The sequence below is a fragment of the Sphingobium sp. CFD-2 genome (genome assembly GCF_024611135.1).
GTDB classification, from domain to species: domain Bacteria; phylum Pseudomonadota; class Alphaproteobacteria; order Sphingomonadales; family Sphingomonadaceae; genus Sphingobium; species Sphingobium fuliginis.
Genome location: NZ_CP084406.1, coordinates 180,492 through 202,362, shown reverse-complemented (window position 1 = coordinate 202,362; position 21,871 = coordinate 180,492). Strand labels below are relative to the sequence as shown.

Genomic DNA, 21,871 nt, shown 5'->3' with positions numbered 1-21,871 from the left:
ATTGGCTCTAGCATCGGAACCGGCCTCTTGTCCGGGGCGGGTCCGTTTCGGTTCCCCCCGTCCCCGAAGCGCGCTAGGGTGGCGGCGTGACAAGGGATAAGGACCCGGCGGCCCATGATCTTGCCGTGATCGGCGGCGGCGTCAACGGCTGCGGCGTGGCGCGCGATGCGGCCGGTCGGGGTGCGCGGGTGCTGCTGCTGGAGCGCGGCGATCTGGCGCAGGGCACCTCCTCCGCCTCCACCAAGCTGATCCATGGCGGGCTGCGCTATCTGGAGCATCGGGAATTCGGGCTGGTGCGCGAATCGCTGGCGGAGCGCGAGCGGCTCTGGGCGATCGCGCCGCATATCGTCCATCCGTTGCGCTTCGTGCTGCCCTGGGTGCCGGGGCTGCGGCCGCGCTGGATGCTGCGGCTTGGCCTCTTCCTCTATGACCATATCGGCGGCCGACGCGCCCTGCCGCCGACCGAGAGCGTCGACCTGCGCAGTCATCCGGCGGGCCGGCCCCTGAAAACCGGCTTCGGCACGGCCTTCGTCTATTCCGACGGCTGGGTGGACGATGCGCGCCTGGTCATCCTGAACGCCCGCGATGCCGCCGACCGGGGCGCGGAGGTGCACAGCCGGACGGAGGTGCGGCGGCTGGAACGGGAAAGCGGCGGCTGGACCATATATGCGCGGGCGGCGGACGGAACGATGCCGCGCTTCCGCGCGCGCGCCGTGGTCAACGCCGCCGGGCCGCTGGCGCTGGACCTGCTCCATCGCGCCCATGGCGAAACGGACCGCCACATGCGGCTGGTGCGCGGATCGCATATCGTCGTGCCGCGCCTGTTCGACCATGGCTTCGCCTATTTCTTCCAACTGCCCGATGGCCGCATCTTCTTTGCGCTGCCCTATGAGCGGGACTTCACCCTGATCGGCACCACGGATCGCGATCATCGGGGACCGGTCGACGATGTCCGGCCCGATCCCGACGAGATCGCCTATCTCTGCGAAGGGGCGAACCGTTATTTCCGGAAGAGCATCGCGCCGCAGGATGTGCTGTGGTCCTATGCCGGGGTCCGCCCGTTGGTCGACGACGGTTCGGGAAGACCGGAGGCGGCGACGCGCGGCTATCGGCTGGAGCTTGATGCGCCGGACGGAGAGGCGCCGCTGCTGAGCCTGTTCGGCGGCAAGATCACCACCTACCGCCACCTCGCCGCGGAGGCGGTGGCGATGCTGAAGCCCTTTCTCCCCAGCCTGTCGGGCGGCGACTGGACCGCGAAGGCGGCGCTGCCGGGCGGCGACTTCCCGATGCAGGGGCGCGACCGGCTGATCGCGGACCTGGGCTGCGACTATCCTTTCCTGGACTATGCCTCGGCGGAGCGGATCGCCTGCGCCTATGGCACCCGCGCCTGGGAGTGGCTGGACGGGGCGCGGGACATGGCGGCGCTGGGCGCGCATTTCGGTCATGGCCTGACCGAGGCGGAGCTGCGCTATCTGGTGGCGCGGGAATGGGCGATGACGGCCGACGACATATTATGGCGCCGGACGAAGCTGGGGCTGCGTCTGGATGCGCGCCAGACCGCGCATGTCCGGGAATGGCTGGGGGAGAAGGCATGAGCGAACGGCCGATATTGGTGCTGGACGAGGGCACGACGTCGACGCGGGCCATGCTCTATGCGCCGGACGGGCGGCGGCTGGGCATGGCGCAGGCGGACCTCAGCCAATATTATCCGCGGCCCGGCTGGGTCGAGCATGATGCGGCGGAGATCTGGGACAGGACCCTGGCCTGCGCGCGCGACATGGTGGCGCTGGCGGGCGGGGCCGACCGTGTCGCCGCCATCGGCATCACCAACCAGCGCGAGACCGTGGTCGCGTGGGACCGGCGGACGGGCGAGCCGCTGGCCCCCGCCATCGTCTGGCAGGACCGCCGCACCGCCGATCATTGCGCCGCCCTGCGCGAGGCGGGCAAGGAGGAGGCGATCCAGCGGCGGACGGGGCTGGTGATCGATCCCTATTTCTCCGCGACGAAGATGCGCTGGCTGCTCGATCATGCGCCCGCCGTGGCGGCGGCGGGCAGCGCGCTGGCCTTCGGCACGGTCGAAAGCTGGCTGATGTGGAAGCTGACCGGCGGCCTGCATGTCAGCGATGCCAGCAACGCCAGCCGCACCCAGTTGATGGCGCTCGACGCCGCCGATTGGGACCGGGGGCTGTGCGACCTGTTCGGCGTGCCGCCGCATGCGCTGCCGGAGATCGTCGACAATATCGGCCCCTTTGGCGAGACGCAGGACCAATGGTTCGGCCGGCCGATCCCGATCCGGGGACTGATGGGGGATCAGCAGGCGGCGACCATCGGCCAGGCCTGCCTGACCCCCGGCGACGCCAAGGCGACATTGGGCACCGGCGCCTTCGTCCTTGCCCATATGGGGAGTAGCGTGCCGGTATCGCGGCACCGCCTGCTCGGCACATTGCTCTGTCGATTGCCGGGCGAGACGAGCTATGCGCTGGAAGGGTCGCTGTTCGTCGCGGGCAGCCTGATCCAGTGGCTGCGCGACGAACTGCGCCTGATCGCAACGGCGGAGGAAAGCGAAGCGATGGCCCGTTCGGTGCCGGACAGCGGCGGCGTCGCCATGCTGCCCGCGCTGGCGGGGCTGGGCGCGCCGCACTGGCGCGCCGACGCCAGGGGGGCGATCCATGGCCTGACGCTGGGCACGAAGCGGGCGCATATCGTGCGCGCGGCGCTCGAATCGCTGTCGCACCAGCTTCACGACCTGGCTGGCGCATTCGCGGCCGACGGCATGCCCTGGCGCGCCCTGTGCATCGACGGAGGAATGAGCGCCAATGACTGGATCGCGCAGGACCTGGCGGACATTCTGCAGCTGCGCGTGGATCGCCCCGCCGATGTGGAGACGACCGCCCGGGGCGCGGCGATGCTGGCGGCGGTGGGCGCGGGCCTGTTTCCCTCCCTTGCCGAGGCGGCGGGGGCCATGGGGGCGGAACGGCGAAGCTTCGCCCCGGCCCTGCCGGACGATGTCAGAGGCGAAAGGCTGGGGCGATGGCAGGCATTGCTGGCGTCGGCATGATTTTCCCCTGTGTAAAATCATCATCGTGAGTATATCTTAACGATAAGCGTCTAGGGCGGGGCGAACATGCAGACGTCTCTTCGACATCCTTCTTCCCGCGTGGAACCGGTTGCCCTGGGTTGCGCCTATTTCCTGGCGGCGTCGCTGGCGCTTGCCAGTTCACGATTCGAAGGGGGATTGGCCTTCATCTGGGGCGCCAACGCGCTGTTGATGGCCTATCTGCTGACATCGCGAACCGCTTCCTGGCCGTGGGCGCTGATCGCCTGCGGCATGGCCAGCGCGCTGTCGACCGCGCTGTGGGGGATGGGGACGCTCGCCGCCGTGCCGATGGCGGGCATCAACCTGCTGGAAGCGCTGATCGTCGCGTTGATCTGCCGCCGCTTCGCGCGAGGCGGGAAGTTCGCCGGTTCGATGCAGCCGCTGTTCGTCTTCATCCTGGCGCTGTGCGGTCCGGCCAATCTGATCGCGGGCCTGGCCGCCGCCACTGTCGCGTCGGCGCTGACGACGGTGTCCTTCGGCGCATCGCTGCTGCAATGGTATACCGGGCATGTGCTGGGCGCGCTGACCTGCACGCCGATCCTGATGATGCTGATGCAGGGCGAATTGCGGCGCTGGTTCGGCCAGACTTCGCGCAGGGGCAAGTGGGAAGCGCTGGCGCTGCTGCTGCTGTTCGCGCTGGCGACCGCCTTCGTCTTCTACGCGGCGCGCTATCCGATGCTGTTCGCGCTGCTGCTGCCGATGGTCGCGATGGTCTTCCGCCTGGGCAATCTGGGCGCGGCGGCTTCGGTCATGATCCTGGCCATCATCGGCGGCATGGCGACCATGACCGGTCATGGGCCGCTGTACATGATCCCCGGCACGCTGGGCGAGCGGATGCAGTTCTTCCAGCTCTTCCTGGCCTTCAGTTTCCTGCTGTCGATGCCGATCGCTGCGGAGCTGAACAGCCGCCGCCGCCTGTTCCAGATGTTGCAGGAAAGCGAGGCCCGCTATCGCGCCATTGCGGAAAATAGCGGCGACGTGGTGCTCAACATCAGCGTTGGCGGCGTGATCGAATATGCCTCCCCCGCGGCGGCCGAACAGATCGGCTGCGCGCCGGAACTGCTGGTCGGGCAGGACGCGGCCAATCTGGTCGACCCGGCGGACCGGGAACAGGTGATCGCGACGCTGGACCGGGCGCTGGAGCAGCCGGGCGAGGTGCAGACGGTGGAATTCCGCCCCTTCATTTCCGCGCAAGGCAGCGACTGGTGCGAGATGGTGGCCCGCGCCGTGGTCGACGAGCGCGGCCTGCCCACCGGCCTTGTCAGCACGATCCGCGACATGTCCCGGCACAAGGCGCGGCAACGCGCGCTTCAGCAGGTGGCGGCGCTGGATTCGCTGACCGGGGCGGACAGCCGCCGGGCCTTCCTCGAAAAGCTGGAGGAGGAGATGCTGCGCGTCCGGCATGGCGCGCGGGCCTGCCTGCTGCTGATCGACATCGATCATTTCAAGGCGGTCAACGACGGCTACGGCCATGGCGCGGGCGACCGCGTGCTGGCGGGCTTCGTCGAGCGGTTGCGTCCCGGACTGCGCAGCGTCGACAGCATCGGCCGTCTGGGCGGGGAGGAATTCGCCATCCTGCTGAGCGGCACCGACGTCGTGCGGGCGAGCATGATCTGCGAAAGGCTGCGCGAAATGGTCACGGCCCATCCGGTGCAGATCGATTCGGGCGAGGTGATCCCGGTGACGTTCAGCGCGGGACTGGTGGCGCTGGGCGGCCAGAGCGAGGGGCAGGCCGTGCTGGAGGCCGCGGACAAGGCGCTCTACAACGCCAAGCATAGCGGACGCAACTGCCTGCGATTGGCGGCGTAAGGTCAAGATCCTGACCCTTGCCGCGGATGCTCTCCGCGCGAACATCCATGCGCCCTTCGACCAAAGTAGTGCCTGATTCCTCCTGTCTGAACCGGGCTCTTGCGCGCCGCGCCCTTGCTTCGAGCGTCCGCGCAGGCGCCGCCTGCGGCCTGGAGCCATGCGTCCCTTCCTCCCAAGGGAGGAGGCCCTAAGTCCAATTTCCGCCGCGCCCTGCCGGCCTCAATCTCTCTTCAGCCGGGGGCATTGACCGGCACAAAAGAGGGAGGATGTTATGAAAAGGACGCTGCTCCTCGCGAGCGCGGCCATGGGGCTGCTTTGCGCGACTGCCACGCCGGCGATGGCCGGGACCACCGCCGATCTGCTGAAGCGGCTGCATGAAAAGGGAATCCTCTCCGACGAGGAATATCAGGAACTGCTGAAGAATGAGAGCGCGGAGGCCGCTGCCGCGCCGGCCGCGCCGCCGGTGACGCCGGATGCGTCGGGCGGCGGTCGGAGCGTCCGCATGACCGACAGCGGTGTCGGCTTCGAAATGGGCGACGTCACGCTCAAATTCTCCGGATCGGTCAATGGCTTCTACGTCCATGACAATGGCGAGGCGCCCAGCGCCACCAACAGCGTCGTCGGCGGCGTGGCGACGGTGGGTGGCAAGAGTTCGGCCATCCGCAACGGTCTGCTGCCCGGCTTCCTGAAGGTGGAGGTCATGACCAGGCAGGGCGGCTGGGACGTCGGCGCGCATTTCGGCATGTATCCGGGCATCAACTCCGTCAGCTATGCGGGCAGCGGCGCGAACAGCCCCGGCAATCCGCGCGGGCTCCAGACGGCGGGCATCGATTTCCGCCAGACCTACCTGACCTTCGGCCGTCCGGGCTTTGGCGAGGTGAAGATCGGCCGCGACATCGGCCTGTTCGCCTCGGAGCAGATCCTGAACGACATCACCCTGCTGTCGTCGGGCACGCCGGCGGGCAATGTCGCGCCGTCCAACACCACGCTGGGGCGGATCGGCGTCGGCTATATCTACACCGATTTCCAGCCGCAGATCACCTATACCACGCCCAGCTTCAGCGGCTTCACCGCCAGCATCGGCATTTTCGAGCCCTTGTCCTCGCTGACCGTACCGGACGAGGCCAACAAGGAGCCGGGCTTCCAGGGCAAGCTGGTCTATGACGGCAAGTTCGGCGGCGTGGGCACCCGCCTGTGGGCGGCGGGCATCCGGCAGAAGCATGATGTGATCGCCGGGCCGGACTATACGAGCTGGGGCTGGGACGCGGGCGCGAAGGTGACGGTGGGGCCGCTGACGCTGGTCGGCACCTATTATGACGCTTCGGGCCTTGGCACGACGGCGCTCAACCTGTTCGACACCGATGGGCTGGGCAACAAGCGCGACAGCCATGGCTTCTATCTGCAGGGGCTGGCGAGCTTCGGAAAATTCTCTGTCGGGGGCAGCTATGGCGAGAGCAATCTCGACTATGCCAATGCCGCCGACGCGCTGGCGAACCCGACGCTGGTGGACAAGAATTCGAGCTGGGTGGGGCAGGTCCGCTACGGCCTCACAAGCTGGGTCACGCTGCTGAGCGAATATGTCCACACCAGATCGGAAGCGCATAACGGCAATCAGGCCAGTTCCGACGCCATCGCGGCGGGGGCCATCCTGTTCTTCTGATCCCGACCGAAGGAACAATGTCACGGGGCGGGGCCGCATCCTAACAGGGATGCGGCCCCATTTTCATGGCTGGACAATGGCCTGGCCGTTGGGGAACAAAGAAGAAGAGGCACGGGGATGAGGAAGGGCATGTGGCTGGCCGGCGCGGCATGGGCGATTCTGGCGGGGCAGGCCACCGCGCAGAACGCATGGGCGGATACCGCCGGCGCCGATGCGGACCGGCAGCCGATCGTCGTCACGGCCCCCGGCGGCGCGATCGATGCCGACGATGCGCTGCGCCTGACCGGCGCGGACATCAGCCGCGCGGGAACGCCCGATCTGCTGGGCGCGCTCACCCGGTCCATCGCCGGCGTCACCCTGCAGGACGCGCAGGGCAATCCGTGGCAGCCCAATCTGGTCTATCGCGGCTTCACCGCCTCCCCGCTGCAGGGGCAGGCGCAGGGGCTGGCAGTCTATCTCGACGGCGCGCGATTCAACCAGCCCTTTGGCGACACGGTCGCCTTCGACCTGTTGCCGGAGGCGGCGATCCGCAGCCTTACCCTGTTCGACAGCAGCGCCGTCTATGGCCTGAACGCGCTGGGCGGGGCGATGGTGATCGACACCAAGACCGGGACCAGCGATCCGGGGCTGGAGGCGAGCCTGACCGGCGGACGCTTCGGTTCGCGGGAGGCGAGCGTGGCGGGCGGGTTCCGGAAGGGCGATTTCAGCGCATTCGGCGCGTTCCAGTACAGCCATGAGGATGGCTGGCGCGACCATTCGCCCTCCACCCTCCATAATGGCTATGCCGATCTGGGTTTCGACACCGCGAGCGGCGGGCTGCATCTGAAGTGGATCGGCGCCGACACGGACCTGACGGGCAATGGCGTCGCGCCGGTCGAGTTGCTGGCGGTGGACCGGCGCGCCGTCTTCACCTGGCCGGACAATGCCAGGGCGCGCTATGGCCGGATCAGCCTGCATCCCTGGGTCGCGCTGGGGGAAGGGATGCGGATCGAGGGCACGCTCTATGCGCAACGGTTGAAGCTGCGCACGGTGAACGGCGACGCCGCCGACATAGAGGGGTGCGAAGACGGGCTGCTCTGCCTGGAGACCGTCGAGGGGGCGGACGAGGCGTTGCTGACCGATGCGGACGGCCGCACGATTGCCGATGTGCTGGGCGGCGAGGGCTATGGCGTGCTCAATCGGGGAAGGCTGGACAGCCGGGCGATGGGCGTGCTGGTCCAGATGATCGACGAGCGGCCGCTGTGGGGCGGGCGCAATCACCTTGCCATCGGCATGAGCTATGACACGAGCCGCAGCCGCTTCGGCGCCTCGACCGAACTGGCTGCGCTGACGGAGGATCGCGGCGTCGAGGGGCTGGGGCCGGCCATCTTGCAGGCGGACGGCGCGATCGGGCCGGTGGGTCTGGTCGCCCATGCCGGCTATTGGGGGCTGTTCGCGCAGGACCGGCTGCCGCTGACCGACCGGCTCTCGGCGGAGATCGGGTTGCGCTACAATCATGTGGTGATTGCGATGCGCGACCGGATCGGCACGGCGCTCAACGGCGATCATCGGTTCAGGCGGCTGAACCCCGGGCTGGAACTGGATTACCGGCTGACGGAGGGGCTGAACCTGAGGGTGGGCTATGCGGAGAGCAATCGCGCCCCGACGCCGGCCGAACTGTCCTGCGCCGACGAGAATGCGCCGTGCAGCCTCGCCAATTTCTTCATCGCCGATCCGCCATTGAAGCAGATCGTCGCCAGGAGCTGGGAAGCGGGCGCGGGCGGGCGGGGCCGATGGGGCGGGTTCCGACTGGAATGGCTGTTGTCCGCCTATCGCACGCGCAACCGCGACGACATTCAGTTTGTCGCGTCGGCGATTCGGGGGCGCGCCTGGTTCCGCAATATCGGCGCGACCCGGCGGCAGGGCGTGGAATTCACCCTGAAGGCGGTGCGCGGCGGCCTTTCGGGGGCGTTCAGCTATGCCTTCACCGATGCAACCTACCGTCATGACCTGGCGCTTTCCAGCCCCGCCAATCCGGCGGCGAACGGGGACGGGGTGATCTTTGTCCAGCCGGGGGACCGGTTGCCCGGCATTCCGCGCCACAGTGCGACGCTGTCGCTGGATTATGCCGGGCGCGGCTGGTCGGTCGGCGGCGACCTGATCGCGCGGACGGGGCAATATCTGGTGGGTGACGAGGGCAATGACCAGCCGCGGCTGAAAGGCCATGCGCTGGTCAACCTGCGCGCCGGGATCGACATGGCGCCGGGGGTGACGCTGTTCGGGGAACTGCACAATGCGTTCGACCGCAAATATGCGACCTTCGGCACGTTCAGCGACGTCGGGGAGGTGGAGATGGCGCAGGCCCCCGATGCGTCCAATCCGCGCGCCTATGGGCCGGGCGCGCCGCGCCGCTGGTATGCGGGGGTGAAGGCGCGGTTCTAGGCCTTGATGACTGGCTGGTCGACGAGGGCTTCCGGCTGCGGCGTGGCGACGAGGCCGATCGTCATCATCTCCGCGAAGTTCGCGTCGTCATGCCATTTGCGCGCGGCGGCCAGGGCGGCGTCCTGCGCGTGGCGGGACATTTCGGCGCCCGCGCGGCGTTCCCACAATTCCGCCTGTTCCCTGAAGAATTCCGACGTGGGCATCGCATCCTCCCCCCTTTTTAACCAGCGCCCGAACGCGCGAACGGGGCGTTAGTTCCGGGGGCGGATCAGCCGGGCCGGTCGATGCGGGGCAGCAGCCGCGCCTCCAGTCCCGGATAGAGGTGGGAGACGCTGCGTTGCAGCTCATAGCGCGCCGCCGCCATGGTCGCGAAGCGCGGCGGGATCGGCAGTTCGCCCGCCTCCACCATGTCGAGGCCCGACTGCACCGCCTGCGTCAGCGCCTCGTCCAGCCAGTCGATCCAGTCGCGGGTCTGGGCAATGGCGGCCCGGCCGCTGGGATCGAACGGGCCATGGCCGGGGATCAGGCCGCCATGCGGTTCCCGCGCCAGCCGGTCGAGACTGGCGCGCCAGCCGGGGAGGTCGGCGGTCGGGGTGCTGGGCGCGCGGTCGTGGAAGACGAGGTCGCCGCCGATCAGCACGCCGCTGCGTTCGTCGAGCAGCGCCAGGTCCGCGCCGCTATGGCCTGAAAGCGCCAGCAGCCGCAGCCCTCGCCCGCCGAACTCCTCCCGTCCGGCGGCGATCGGCCGGCCCGGCAGCACCAGTTCGGTGCCGCGCATCCAGTCGTTCAGCAGCCGGTACATGGCGTCCGAATAGCCGCGCCCCTCACGCGCCAGAGCCTCTATCGTGCCGGGCAGGGCCGCGACGATCCGGGGATCGAAGGCGGCGATGCCCATGCCATGGTCGGGATGCAGATGGGTGACATAGACGCGGACCACCGGCTGGCCGGTCAGTCCCTCCGCCACCTTGCGCAGCGCCTGTCCATAGGCGAGCGACGGGCCGCAGTCGCACAACACTGTTCCAGCGGGCGTGGCGATGATGGCGATATTGGCGATGGCGCCGCCATTGGCCGGTTCTATGGGGGCGTCCGCGCCGTGGATCATCCAGATGCCGTCCGCGACCGGGACGGGGGCAATCGCATAGCTGCGCCGCGCCTGCGCGGGCATGGCGGCCAGCGCCATGCTCCCCGCGATCAGCCTGCGCCGGGTCAGCATCATCGCGGCAGGGGCGACTGGCGCGCGACGGCCAGCGCCGCGTGATAATCGCGTCCATTGGTGTCGCGGGCATCGACGGCCAGCATGTCGCCCGCCGCCGCATGGGGGATCAGGGTGATGGCCGGATCTTCCGCGACCGAGGCCCAGATTTCCATCCGGCCCAGTTCGCGACCGGCGGCGTCGCTGACGGTCAGTCGTTCCAGATGATAGGTGGGAATGGCGTCGACCAGCCCGGTGTCCATCGGGTGCCGGAAGTTGAGGCGAAGGCGGCTGGCGTCGACCGGCCCCGCGACGGGCCAGGCCTCGCCCCTGATCTCGCCCAGATGGTCCGCCCAGTCGCCCTTGACCCGGCTGACCGGGGGCGTCGAGCAGCCGCCGCCCGCCGCGTCGATCCAGCCGCCCGACACCAGCCATTCGCCGCTCGCCAACTGCACCGCGCCGCGCACGGGGGTGCGCTGGTCCAGCTTGATGCGGGTGGCGAGATAGGCTTCGCTGTCCGTCGGGCGATAGTCGACCGCGATCGGGATCGGGTTGAGGTCCGCCATCAGGACGATGCGCCGGACGCCGGGGATCGCGCGGGCGTCGATGGCGACCGGGAAGCTGCGCTGGTTCTCCGCGATCTGGGGGAAATCGACCTTCACCCGCGGGTCGAAGCGGACCGGATCGTTGCCGAACAGCAGCTTTGCATGGGCTTCCCACATCGGCGATTCCAGCGGATCGGCGGGCGTGGATGCGCCCGCCCCCGCCGCCAGCGCGAGCAGGGCCAGGGTCATGGCTGCGTAGCTTCGCCTTTTCACATCCTTCTCCCTTGGTGCAGGTCTAAAGGCTGGCGCAATGCGCTACCATTGGTCCTTGGGTCGGATGGGGAGGGAAGCGGGATGAGGAGGACGATCTGGGCCGGTGCTCTGCTGCTTTGCGCGGCGCCCGTGGCGGCGGAGCCGTTGTTCGCGCCTGACGGCTATCGGATCGCCGCCTATCGCGCGCCGGTCTCCCGCCCGCCCGCCGGGGTCGGGCGGATCGCGCCGGCCGCCGCCGCAGCCCTGCGGCCGGGCCGGGATGCGCTGTTCCTCGACGTCCTGCCGGCCGAGGGCGGGCATCGGGAGAGCGACGGGCGCTGGCGGCTGGCGGCGCAGCATGAGAGCATTCCGGGCGCTCGCTGGTTCCCCGAAGCGGGAAGGGGCGTGCCGGAGCCCGACATCGCGCTCTGGTTCGCGGCCGGCGTGCGGCGGCTGACGGGTGGCCGGCGCGATCGCATGCTGGTCGTCTTCTGCCGGTCCGATTGCTGGATGAGCTGGAACGCGGCGCGGCGGCTGCGCGCCATGGGCTATCGCAATGTCTGGTGGCTGGCGGAGGGGACGGACGGCTGGCGCGACCTGGGGCGGCCCTTGGTTCGAGTGGCGCCGGAGGGGCGCGCGCCCTAGGACCAATGGCCCATTGCGGGGGTCCGCTGCGCTGCGTCATCACTTGCCCAAGCATGTTTGCATGGGAGAGAGAGCCTTGATCCGCATTCGCATCACCCTGGGCGGCGTTGCCGCCGCCGCGCTCCTGACGCTGGCGCCGCTGTCGGCGCAGGCGAAGGACATCGTCGTCCATATGAAGAACCAGGGCGCGGACGGCGCCATGGTGTTCGAGCCGTCCTTCGTGAAGGCGGCGGTGGGCGACACCATCCGTTTCCAGCCGACCAATCCCAGCCATAATGCCGAAACCATCGCGAACATGCTGCCGGCCGGCGCGACCCCGATGAAGGGCGCGATGAACAAGGAGGCGGTGCTGACCGTCACCAAGCCCGGCCTCTACGGCATCAAGTGCATGCCGCATTATTCGATGGGCATGGTCGCGCTGGTGCAGGTGGGCAAGGTGGCCCCGGCCGATCTCGCGGCGGCCAAGGCGGTGAAGCTGCCGCCCTTCGCCGCCAGGCGGATGACCGCCGCGCTCGCCAAAGTGAAGTGAGATCCGCCGATGCTGACAACAGCTCCCCCTGTCTATCCCGTGCCGCTGGCCTGGTCGGCGGAGGCGAAGGTCGATGCCGCCGCCTATGCCGCGGGCTATCGCCGATCGCTGGATGACGCCGACGCCTATTGGCTGGAGCAGGCGCGGCGGCTGGACTGGCTGCGCGAACCCACCCGCGCCGACGAGAGCAGCTTTGCGGAAGGGGATTTCGGCATAAGCTGGTTCAGCGACGGCATGCTCAACGTGTCGGCCAATTGCGTGGACCGCCATCTGGAGACGCGCGGCGATCAGGCGGCGATCATCTGGGAACCGGACGATCCGGAGGAACCGGCGCGGCGCTTCACCTACCGGCAATTGCATGAAGAGGTGTGCCGCTTCGCCCATGTGCTGAAAGGCGCGGGCGTGGGGCGCGGCGACCGGGTGACGCTCTATCTGCCGATGATTCCGGAGGCGGCCTTCGCCATGCTCGCCTGCGCGCGGATCGGGGCGATCCACTCGGTGGTGTTCGGCGGTTTCTCGCCCGAGGCGCTGGCGGGACGGATCAGCGATTGCGACAGCCGGATCGTCATCACCGCCGATGAGGGGCGGCGGGGCGGCAGGATCGTGCCGCTGAAGCGCAATGTCGACGCGGCGGCTGCCCTGGCGCCGGGGCTGGAACGCGTGATTGTCGTCCGGGCGACGGGCGGGGACGTCGCGATGGACCCCGCGCGGGACGCCTATTATGACGAACTGGCCGCTGAGGTCTCCGCCGACTGTCCGGCAGAGGCGATGGCGGCGGAAGACCCGCTGTTCCTGCTCTACACCTCCGGATCGACGGGCAAGCCCAAGGGCGTGCTGCATTCGACCGGCGGCTATCTGCTCTGGGCGGCGATGACCTTCGACCTTGCCTTCGACCATCGGCCGGGCGAGGTCTTCTGGTCCTCCGCCGATGTCGGTTGGGTCACAGGCCACAGCTATATCGTCTATGGACCGCTCGCCAATGGCGGCACCACGCTGATGTTCGAGGGGGTGCCGAACTGGCCGACGCCCAGCCGCATCTGGGAAGTGGTCGACCGGCATCGGGTGACGACGCTCTACACCGCGCCGACGGCGCTGCGTTCGCTGATGAAGGAGGGGGACGAACATGTGACCCGCACCAGCCGCGCCTCGCTGCGGCTGATGGGCACGGTGGGGGAGCCGATCAATCCCGAAGCCTGGCGCTGGTATCATGAGGTGGTGGGCGAGGGGCGCTGCCCCATTGTCGATACCTGGTGGCAGACGGAGACGGGCGGCCACATGATCACGCCGCTGCCGGGCGCGACGGACCTGAAGCCGGGCGCGGCGACCAAGCCCTTTTTCGGGGTCGAGCCCTTGCTGGTCGACGGCAATGGCGTCGCCGTGGAGGGCGAGGGGGAAGGCAATCTCTGCATCGCGCGGAGCTGGCCGGGGCAGGCGCGGACCGTGTGGGGCGATCATGAGCGCTTCTTCCAGACCTATTTCACCACCTATCCGGGCCTGTACTTCACCGGCGACGGCTGCCGGCGCGACGCGGACGGGGACTATTGGATCACGGGGCGCGTCGACGACGTGATCAACGTGTCGGGCCATCGCATGGGCACGGCGGAGGTGGAAAGCGCGCTGGTGCTGCACGAGGCGGTGGCGGAGGCGGCGGTGGTGGGCTTCCCGCACGACATAAAGGGACAGGGCATCTACGCCTATGTGACGCTGAACAGCGGCGAGGAAGCGACCGACGAACTGCGTCAGGCGCTGGTGAAATGGGTGCGCAGCGAGATCGGGCCGATCGCGACGCCCGACGTGATCCAGTTTGCCCCCGGCCTGCCCAAGACCCGTTCGGGCAAGATCATGCGCCGCATCCTGCGCAAGATCGCGGAGGGCGAGGTGTCGCCCCAGGCGCTGGGGGACATATCGACGCTGGCCGAGCCGGCCATTGTGGAGGAATTGATCCGGAACCGGGCCCGGTGATGCTTTCGGCCCCTGGGTCTCATCGAAACCCGCAGCCTTGGCGGGTTCCGATCGTCTGGAAATCGCTCTAGCGGAAGACCGGCACGCTTCCCGATGCCGTCCTTGCAGGGCCCTCCTGCCTCAGCCGCTGGGCGATCTCCGCGATCCGCCCTTCGCCCTCCGCAAGGGCGGCGGCTGTCGTGTGCACCGAATAGGAACCGAGGTGAAGCGGATGGGGATGCGGCCGTGCGGACCCCAGGACGAAGATCGCGCCCGCATCGCCCGCCTGGAGCGTGATCGCCTCCTCTCCCGGCTCGAACAGCGCCATCTCGCCCTGCGCTATCGGGGCGGAGCCGGAAAGACCGCCCTTCGCTACCGCCGCCCAAGCGAGCGAATGGCCGGGGGGCGGTGCGTAGGTCCAGCTTTCCCCGGCTTGCAGGCGGACCAGCAGATAGGTGATCCCGTCAGGCGCGCGGACCGGGCTCTGCGCGCCCGCGTGTCGGCCCAGGATCACATAAGCGGGGCCGGCCATGGGCATATGGTCCGCCTCTATATATTGGCTGTCGACCGGTCCGTTCTCCAGTTCGGGCGGCAGGGCGATCCAGAGCTGGAAGCCCTGCATCAGCGCCGAGCGTCCGGCGGACAGTTCCTTCCCGTGCCAGACGCCGCCGCCCGCGCGCATCCATTCCACGCCGCCGAAGGCCAGCGTGCCGGTGCCCGCCTGCGGATCGTCATAGGTCACGTCCCCTTCGGTGAAGACGGTGACGGTCGCGATGCCCGAATGGGGATGCAGCGGCATGGCGGCGGAAAGCTGCCGCATGTCGCCTGCAAACAGGTCGAGGAACACGAAGGGCTTCAGATAGCGGCCCAGATCGGACGGGCTCATCAGCCGGACGATCGAACCATGTCCGCTGCCGCGCGTGCGATGAACGACCGGGCGGGGGGCCGCCGTGCCGGCCATCATTCCATGAAGGGTTGCCATAATGCTTCCTGTTCCTGCTCCGCAGCGATCGAGACGATGATTTATGGCGGCGGGAATCGGGATGCCAGGCCCATTTCCTCAAAGCATCGTTGCCATATCCGGAACGATCGCCCGGCGCGTCACCCTGCCGCCGCCCTTTCCGCCTGCATCCAGGCGAGTTCGGCCAGTTCCGGGAACGCGTTCGCCCGTTCGCGCGCCTGGGCCGAGGCGGCGGTGCCGCGCAGCGCCCTGCCCTTGATGCCGTGGAAGATCGCCGCCAGCCGGAAGAAGTTGAAGGCGACGTGGAAATCATGATCGGGGATCGCCTGCCGTCCGGTCCGGCGGCAATAGGAGGCCACATACTCCGCCTCGGTGGGAATGTTGAGCGCGGCGATATCCATGCCGCCCAGTCCCGCGACGATGTGGGGCGGCATCCGGTACATCATCGCATGATAGGCGAAGTCCGCGAGCGGATGGCCGAGCGTCGACAATTCCCAGTCGAGCACCGCCAGGACGCGGGGTTCGGTGGGGTGGAAGATCATATTGTCGCAACGGAAGTCGCCATGGACGATCGACGTCTGGTCGTCCGGCGGAATATGCGCCGGCAGCCATTCGACCAGCCGGTCCATGTTCCGGTCCCGCCCGGCATCGGCATCCTCCAGATATTGCCTGGACCAGCGGTCGATCTGACGCTGGAAATAATTGCCGGGGCGGCCATAGTCGGCCAGTCCGATCGCTGCATAATCCAGGCTGTGCAGCCGGGCCAGCGTCTCGTTCATCGCGTCGAAATAGGCAGGGCGGTCATGGCTGGCGACCTGCGGGAAGCTGGCGTCCCAGAATATCCGCCCCTCGACCATGTCCATGACATAGAAGGGGGTGCCGATGACCCCTTCGTCGACGCAGAGGGCATGGACATGGGCGACCGGAAATCCCGCCGATCCCAGCGCGGACAGCACGCGCGCCTCCCGCTCGACGGCATGCGCGCCCTTTACCAGCCGGCCCGGCGGCTTGCGGCGCAGCACATAGTGGCGACCTGGCGTGACGAGCTTGTAGGTGGGATTGCTCTGCCCGCCCCTGAACTGTTCGACGCGGAGCGGTCCCGAATAGCCATCGACATGATCCGCCATCCATCGCGCCAGACCGGCTTCATCGAACCGGTGCGCCTCCCGAACGGCGACGGTGCCGGCGTTTTCCGCTTCACCGGTGCTCATGGCACGTCCCCCGGATGGGCGCGCCCGATGGCCTTGGCGAGCGACCATTTGTGCACCTCCGTAGGTCCGTCATAGATGCGGAAGGCCCGGATTTCGCGGAATATCTGCTCTACCACCGTGTCGCCGCTCACCCCGGTCCCGCCCATGACCTGCACGCAGCGGTCCGCGATCCGCCACAGCGCTTCGGATACCGCCACCTTCGTCATCGAGCTTTCGATGATGCCGGGCGCGCCGGAGTCCAGCACGCCCGCGCACCAGTCGATCATCAGTTCCGACTGTTTCAGGTCGATCAGATTGTCCGCCAGCATGAAGCCCACGCCCTCATGGTCGATCAGCGGCTTGCCGAAGGCCTGTCGCTTGACGGCATAGCCGCGGGCGATGTCGTGCGCGCGCCTCGCGCTGCCCCACCAGCGCATGCAATGGGTGAGGCGCGCGGGCGCCAGACGCACCTGCGCGTAGCGGAAGCCCTGATCGACCTCCCCGAGTATCCGGGTCGCGGGCACCCGCACGCCGTCGAGCCGCACGACGGCATGGCCGCCGGGCATGGTCCCATCGATGGTGTCGAGCAGCCGCTCGACCTTGATGCCGGGGCTGTCCATGTCGACAAGGAACATGGTGGCCGACTCCCCCGTGCGCGCCATGACGATCGAGAAGGCAGCGCCCTGCGCGCCTGTCGCGAAGCTCTTGCGCCCGTCGATGATCCAATGGTCGCCATCGGGGCGCGCCACGGTCCTGAGCATCGAGGGGTCGGAACCGGCCCCATCCTCGTCCGCCGGTTCGGTCATCAGGAAGGCCGACCGCGTCGTCCCGGCGGCAAGCGGCCGGAGGAAGCGGTCGATCTGCGCCGGGGTGGCCACGCGGGCGAGGAGGTGCATATTGCCCTCGTCCGGGGCCGCCAGGTTCATCGCCAGCGGTCCGAGCGGCGAATAGCCGGCCGACCGGAACAGCCGCGCCGTCGCGGCATGGTCCAGCCCCTGTCCGCCCAGTTCCGGCGGCAGATGGGGGGCGATGAGGCCGGCATGGCGCGCCCGCGCCCGCAAATCCTCGACCAGCGCGTCCGATGGGCCGTGACCGCCGATCCGGGGGTCGGTTTCGAAGGGGATCACCACGTCGCGGATGAAGGCGTCCGTTCGCGCGAGCAGTTCGTCCAGACTATCCCGCGTCATGGATGCGATAGCCGCGTCACTGCGCAAGATAGCCGCCATCGATCACCAGTTCGGCGCCGGTCATGAAGCTGGATTCGTCGCTGGCGAGGAACAGCACGCCATTGGCCAGTTCGATCGGCTGGCCCATGCGTCCCAGCGGCGTCGCCGCCACCACCCCGGCGCTGGTTTCCTCCGCCTGATCCTCCAGCACCATGGGGGTGGCGATGATGCCGGGATGGATCGAGTTCACCCGCACATTGTCCGGCGCATAGGTGACGGCGGCATGTTTGGTCAGGTGCCGGACGGCCGCCTTGGACGCATGATAGGCGGCCGCGCCGGGGACCGCCGCGATCCCCCAGATCGACGAGAAATTGACGATCGACCCCGCCCTTTTGGCGCGCATGCCCGGCAGCACGGCGCGCATGCCCAGGAAGACGCCGGTCTGGTTGACCGCGATCACCCGGTCCCAGTCGGCCAGATTCTCATCGGCAAGCGGCAGTTGCGACCCGCCGATGCCCGCATTGTTGACGAGGATGTCGACGGCGCCATGACGCGCCACGATGCCCTCCACCAGCTCCGCCCATTGCCCTTCGTTCGCGACGTCCATGATGGAAAAGCGGATCGCCGGATCGTCATAGGGCGCGTCGGGCGGGTTGACGTCGGTGACATGAACCTGCGCGCCCTCGCGGGCGAAGAGTTCCGCGGTGGCGCGGCCGATGCCGCGCCCCCCGCCGGTGATGATGGCAACCTTGCCCTGCAACCGCCACATATGATGTCCTTTCGATCCTTCAGCCGATCCCGCCGTCGACGGTGATTTCCGCGCCGGTGACGTAGCTCGCCTCGTCGGAGGCGAGGAACAGCACCAGCCGGGCCACCTCGTCGGTGGTTCCGATGCGCTTCATGGGGATCATGTCCTCGTAGAATTTCAGCCGTTCGGGCGTGTTCTCGCCCAGCATCGGCGTGTCGATGATGCCGGGATGGATCGAATTGACGCGGATGCCGAGCGGCGCGAGTTCCGACGCCGCCAGCTTGCTCATGCCGCGCACGGCCCATTTGCTGGTGGCATAGGCGAAGATGCCGGGAACATTGCCCAGGCCCGCGCCCGACGAGATGTTGACGATGGCGCCGCCGCCGGTCTTCGCCATCGCCTCCGCGGCGGCGCGCATCCCCAGGAAGACGCTGAGCTGATTGACGCGATAGTGCAGGTCCCACAGCGCGGCGTCCGTCTCCAGCAAGGGCGCGGGCTTGTAGACGCCCGCATTGTTGACCAGAATGTCGATCTTCCCGAAGCGCTCCTCCGCCTCGCGCACGACCCGCGCCCAATCGGCCTGTTCCGCCACGTCATGGCGAACGAAATGACCGTTGGCTCCCAGTTCGGCGGCGACCGCCGCTCCGGCTTCGTTGAGGTCGGTGACGACCACCTTCGCGCCCTCCGCCGCGAACAGCCGCGCTTCCGCCGCGCCCTGGCCGCTTGCCGCGCCCGTGATCAGGGCGACCTTGCCTTGCAGCCTGCTCATGCGAACCTCTCCTCCTTCATGGCGATCACCAGCGCCGGTCCTTGCCCCACAGGAACCGCGCCTCGTCCCGGCTGGTGTAATCGGGGTCGAGATAGATGTGCATGCGGGCGATCAGCGCGCCGCGAAATTCGAAGACGCTGCAAAAGCGCCCGCCCGGCGTCGTGCCGCCTTCCCATGTCGCGCCTTCCCTGTCTTCGCCGCGCGTGGTGCCTTCGACCACCACGCTGTCGCCGCTCTCGATGAAGCGCAGCCCGTCAATATCGTGCCCGAACGCCTTGAACGAACCCACAAGGCCGGCGGCGAAGGCCATGAAGTCATCGCGACCCCGGCCGATGCCGAATTTGGGAAAGAAAAATTCGAAATCGTCGGTGAACCCGTCGAGCATGTCGGGCCGACCCGCGTCGCCCCGCCGGAAATAGTCGATCACCGCCATGATGCGGGGCGAATGGTCCTGCTGCTCGGCCATGGGCTCTCCCTCCCTGTCGATTGCTCTAGAAGGTGACATTGTCGCCGCCCTTCAGCGCCAATATCTCACGCGTCTCCGCCTGTCAACGGCGGAGTAAAAGTCGGCCATTGGGCGGCGCAAAATCAGGCCGGGTGATCCGTGTGCTGGCGAGCGCCGCGAGGGCGTAGCCCGAGTGGGGGTCGCCAACACACGGATGGTCTTTTCTGTCAGGGGTTGGAGCGTGCCTTGCGCGCCTGGCTTTGGGCCAGACGATAGCTCTCTCCGTTCATCTCGAGTATGGAGACGTGGTGGGTAAGCCGGTCGAGGAGCGCGCCTGTCAGGCGCTCGGAGCCGAACGTTTCGGTCCACTCGTCGAACGGCAAGTTGCTGGTGATCAGCGTCGAGCCGCGCTCGTAACGCTGCGAGATCAGCTCGAACAGCAGTTCCGCGCCGGTTTTCGAGAGCGGCACGAACCCCAGTTCATCGATGATGAGGAGCTTGTATCCGGCCATTTGCTTGTGGAGGCGCAGAAGGCGGCGTTCGTCGCGTGCCTCCATCATCGCGCTGACCAGCGCGGACGCGGTGGTGAAGCCGACCGTCAGGCCCTTCTGGCAGGCGGCAAGGCCGAGGCCGATCGCCACATGGGTCTTGCCGGTTCCCGAGGGACCAAGGGCTATGACGTTCTCGCGGCGGTTGATCCAGTCGCAGCGTGCCAGTTCCAGCACCTGCATCTTGTTGAGCTTGGGGATCGCGGCAAAGTCGAAGCTGTCGAGGCTCTTGGCGGCCGGGAACTTCGCAGCCTTGATCCGGCGCTCGACCATCCGGCGTTCCCGGTCGATCAGCTCCAGTTCGACAAGCCGGGCAAGGTAGCGGACGTGATCTGCGCCCTCGGCCGCGCATCGCCGGGCCAGCTTGTCATGCTCGCGCAGGAAGGTTGGTAGCTTGAGCGTCTTGAGGTGGCTGGCCAGTAACAGCTCGGGGGACGGACTGCTCATGCCGCATCCTTCGCATCGCCCGAGAGCAACTGCATGTAGGAGCGCGCCGATGTCGTCTCCACCCTGGCTCTGGGCAGATAGGGATAGATCGCCATGTCCAATCGGGGTGGTCGGCGCTCCACCCGGCACAGCAGGAGATGCTTCACGGCATCAAAGCCGATCGCCCCGATATCGAGAGCCTGCTTTACGGCCGCATGCAGATCGGCAAGCGTGAAGCTCTCCAGCAGACGCAGCACCTGCACATACTCGCGCCGACCATGCTTGCCCATACGAGCTTCCATGAGGCGGCGCAGCGTTGCAAACGCTTCGGGCAGGTGCCAGCCTTGCAGGGGCGCTGCCTGATCGAGCGCATTGATCTTCTGTTCGATCAGGGGAAGGTAATGGATGGGATCGAAGATCACGTCCTCGCGCTCGTAGCTGCGCACATGACGGGCAATGACCTCGCCCCGGCAGCCGATCACCACCTCGCCGACATAGCCCCGGATCCATACCTCCTGATGGCCGAAGCGCACCGGCACCGAGTAATCATTGGTCCGGTAACGCACCAGCGCCTGCGACGAGACCTGGCCGCTGGTCTGGTCACAAGCCTCGAACGGGGCAGCCGGCAGTTCCTGCATCGCCGCCAGATCGCGCTTCAGCCTCTCGCCGATCGTCTCGCTCTCGCCCCGCAGCCGGTCGTTCTGACGCTTGCGGCATTGCTCCTCGAGCCACAGGTTGAACGCCTCCCACGTCGCGAACCGGGGGATCGGCACCATGAAGTTGCGGCGAGCATAACCGACCAGCCCTTCAACACTGCCTTTGTCGTTCCCCCTGCCGGGACGGCCGTAACGATCGCGGATCAGGTAATGCGACAGGAAGCCGCTGAACAGCCGGGCGCGCTGCCTCGTGCCGTCGGGCAGGATCTTCGAGACCAGGCAGCGGTCGTTATCGTAGACGATCGACAGCGGCACCGCGCCGAAAAACGCGAAGGCGTGCACGTGGCCGTCCATCCATGCCTCGGCAACGGCAGCGGGATAGGCGCGCACGTAGCAGGCGTCGCTGTGCGGTAGATCGAGCACGAAGAAATGCGCCTTCTGCACAACACCGCCGATCTCGACCATGGCCTCACCAAAATCTGCCTGGGCATGGCCGGGCGCATGCGCCAGCGGCACGAACATCTCCCGGCTGCGCTGCTCGCGCTGTCGGATGTAATCCTTGATGATCGTGTAGCCGCCGGTGAAACCGTGCTCTTCGCGAAGGCGGTCAAATACCCGCTTCGCCGTATGACGCTGCTTGCGCGGAACCTGACGGTCACCATCAAGCCATGCATCGATGATCGGAACGAACGCTTCCAGCTTGGGCCGCCGCACCGCCGCCGTCCGGCGGTAACCGGGGGGCTCCGAATACGACAGCATCTTGCGGACCGTGTCGCGCGATACGTTGAAATGCTTCGCCGCCTCACGCTGGCTCATGCCGCCCGCGCAAGCAAGACGCACCTTCAGGTAAAGATCCACGGTATATATCTCC

Annotated in this window: 19 protein-coding genes; 8 read left to right on the top strand and 11 right to left on the bottom strand. The window is 67.8% G+C overall.

The genetic code is table 11. The features are described 5' to 3' along the window. Nucleotides 1-86: 86 nt before the first annotated feature. The 5 genes from LDB29_RS21190 (at nucleotide 87) to LDB29_RS21170 (ending at nucleotide 8,987) form a co-directional block, all read left to right on the top strand. Entirely contained in the window at nucleotides 87-1,595 is a 1,509-nt protein-coding gene (locus tag LDB29_RS21190; RefSeq protein ID WP_257557642.1) for a glycerol-3-phosphate dehydrogenase, read from the top strand. Beyond that, nucleotides 1,592-3,058: a glycerol kinase GlpK gene (locus LDB29_RS21185; protein ID WP_044661021.1), complete on the top strand. Its 1,467-nt coding sequence runs from the start codon at nucleotides 1,592-1,594 to the stop codon at nucleotides 3,056-3,058. Before LDB29_RS21190 ends, LDB29_RS21185 begins: the two co-directional genes overlap by 4 nt. Nucleotides 3,059-3,124: 66 nt before the next feature. Beyond that, nucleotides 3,125-4,906, top strand: a complete 1,782-nt coding sequence (locus LDB29_RS21180; protein ID WP_025549454.1) for a diguanylate cyclase — start codon at nucleotides 3,125-3,127, stop codon at nucleotides 4,904-4,906. A gap of 271 nt (nucleotides 4,907-5,177) precedes the next feature. Continuing rightward, nucleotides 5,178-6,566, top strand: coding sequence for a porin (locus LDB29_RS21175; protein WP_257557638.1), 1,389 nt, complete (start codon nucleotides 5,178-5,180; stop codon nucleotides 6,564-6,566). 117 nt (nucleotides 6,567-6,683) lie between these two features. Continuing rightward, complete coding sequence (locus LDB29_RS21170) at nucleotides 6,684-8,987, top strand: TonB-dependent receptor (protein ID WP_257557636.1); 2,304 nt, start codon at nucleotides 6,684-6,686, stop codon at nucleotides 8,985-8,987. Here LDB29_RS21170 and LDB29_RS21165 read toward each other — a convergent pair. The 3 genes from LDB29_RS21165 to LDB29_RS21155 all read right to left on the bottom strand — a co-directional run bounded on the left by LDB29_RS21165 (nucleotide 8,984) and on the right by LDB29_RS21155 (nucleotide 10,973). Further along, on the bottom strand, nucleotides 8,984-9,190 hold the full coding sequence (locus LDB29_RS21165) for a hypothetical protein (RefSeq protein ID WP_025549452.1): 207 nt from the start codon (nucleotides 9,188-9,190) through the stop codon (nucleotides 8,984-8,986). The genes LDB29_RS21170 and LDB29_RS21165 overlap by 4 nt on opposite strands. Before the next feature lie 65 nt (nucleotides 9,191-9,255). Beyond that, nucleotides 9,256-10,203, bottom strand: a complete 948-nt coding sequence (locus LDB29_RS21160) for a quinoprotein relay system zinc metallohydrolase 1 (protein ID WP_257557634.1) — start codon at nucleotides 10,201-10,203, stop codon at nucleotides 9,256-9,258. Beyond that, nucleotides 10,200-10,973: a quinoprotein dehydrogenase-associated SoxYZ-like carrier gene (locus LDB29_RS21155; RefSeq protein WP_037482691.1), complete on the bottom strand. Its 774-nt coding sequence runs from the start codon at nucleotides 10,971-10,973 to the stop codon at nucleotides 10,200-10,202. The genes LDB29_RS21160 and LDB29_RS21155 overlap by 4 nt, the downstream gene beginning before the upstream one ends. Before the next feature lie 105 nt (nucleotides 10,974-11,078). Here LDB29_RS21155 and LDB29_RS21150 point away from each other — a divergent pair, with 105 nt between their 5' ends. From LDB29_RS21150 to acs, 3 genes are all read left to right on the top strand, one after another. Beyond that, on the top strand, nucleotides 11,079-11,621 hold the full coding sequence (locus LDB29_RS21150; protein ID WP_025549449.1) for a rhodanese-like domain-containing protein: 543 nt from the start codon (nucleotides 11,079-11,081) through the stop codon (nucleotides 11,619-11,621). A gap of 61 nt (nucleotides 11,622-11,682) precedes the next feature. Continuing rightward, entirely contained in the window at nucleotides 11,683-12,150 is a 468-nt protein-coding gene (locus tag LDB29_RS21145) for a pseudoazurin (protein ID WP_025549448.1), read from the top strand. Nucleotides 12,151-12,159: 9 nt separating this feature from the next. Continuing rightward, the gene (gene acs / locus LDB29_RS21140) at nucleotides 12,160-14,112 is read left to right on the top strand and encodes an acetate--CoA ligase (protein WP_025549447.1); all 1,953 of its coding nucleotides are present in this window, start codon (nucleotides 12,160-12,162) and stop codon (nucleotides 14,110-14,112) included. Nucleotides 14,113-14,179: 67 nt separating this feature from the next. Here acs and LDB29_RS21135 read toward each other — a convergent pair whose 3' ends face one another. The 8 genes from LDB29_RS21135 to istA all read right to left on the bottom strand — a co-directional run bounded on the left by LDB29_RS21135 (nucleotide 14,180) and on the right by istA (nucleotide 21,858). Continuing rightward, complete coding sequence (locus LDB29_RS21135) at nucleotides 14,180-15,073, bottom strand: pirin family protein (RefSeq protein WP_048575653.1); 894 nt, start codon at nucleotides 15,071-15,073, stop codon at nucleotides 14,180-14,182. A gap of 119 nt (nucleotides 15,074-15,192) precedes the next feature. Next, entirely contained in the window at nucleotides 15,193-16,263 is a 1,071-nt protein-coding gene (locus tag LDB29_RS21130; RefSeq protein WP_025549446.1) for a phosphotransferase, read from the bottom strand. Continuing rightward, nucleotides 16,260-17,429, bottom strand: coding sequence for an acyl-CoA dehydrogenase family protein (locus LDB29_RS21125; protein WP_257557621.1), 1,170 nt, complete (start codon nucleotides 17,427-17,429; stop codon nucleotides 16,260-16,262). Before LDB29_RS21125 ends, LDB29_RS21130 begins: the two co-directional genes overlap by 4 nt. A 16-nt stretch (nucleotides 17,430-17,445) precedes the next feature. Then, complete coding sequence (locus LDB29_RS21120; RefSeq protein WP_257557620.1) at nucleotides 17,446-18,177, bottom strand: glucose 1-dehydrogenase; 732 nt, start codon at nucleotides 18,175-18,177, stop codon at nucleotides 17,446-17,448. 19 nt (nucleotides 18,178-18,196) lie between these two features. Next, nucleotides 18,197-18,925, bottom strand: a complete 729-nt coding sequence (locus LDB29_RS21115) for an SDR family NAD(P)-dependent oxidoreductase (protein ID WP_025549443.1) — start codon at nucleotides 18,923-18,925, stop codon at nucleotides 18,197-18,199. A gap of 25 nt (nucleotides 18,926-18,950) precedes the next feature. Then, nucleotides 18,951-19,391 (bottom strand): nuclear transport factor 2 family protein, encoded by a 441-nt coding sequence (locus LDB29_RS21110; RefSeq protein ID WP_025549442.1) that lies wholly within the window; start codon nucleotides 19,389-19,391, stop codon nucleotides 18,951-18,953. 206 nt (nucleotides 19,392-19,597) lie between these two features. Then, a complete protein-coding gene (istB, locus tag LDB29_RS21105) occupies nucleotides 19,598-20,365 on the bottom strand; it encodes an IS21-like element helper ATPase IstB (protein ID WP_054944222.1) in 768 nt (255 codons plus the stop codon). Beyond that, a complete protein-coding gene (gene istA / locus LDB29_RS21100; RefSeq protein ID WP_082430708.1) occupies nucleotides 20,362-21,858 on the bottom strand; it encodes an IS21 family transposase in 1,497 nt (498 codons plus the stop codon). Before istA ends, istB begins: the two co-directional genes overlap by 4 nt. Nucleotides 21,859-21,871: the final 13 nt, after the last annotated feature.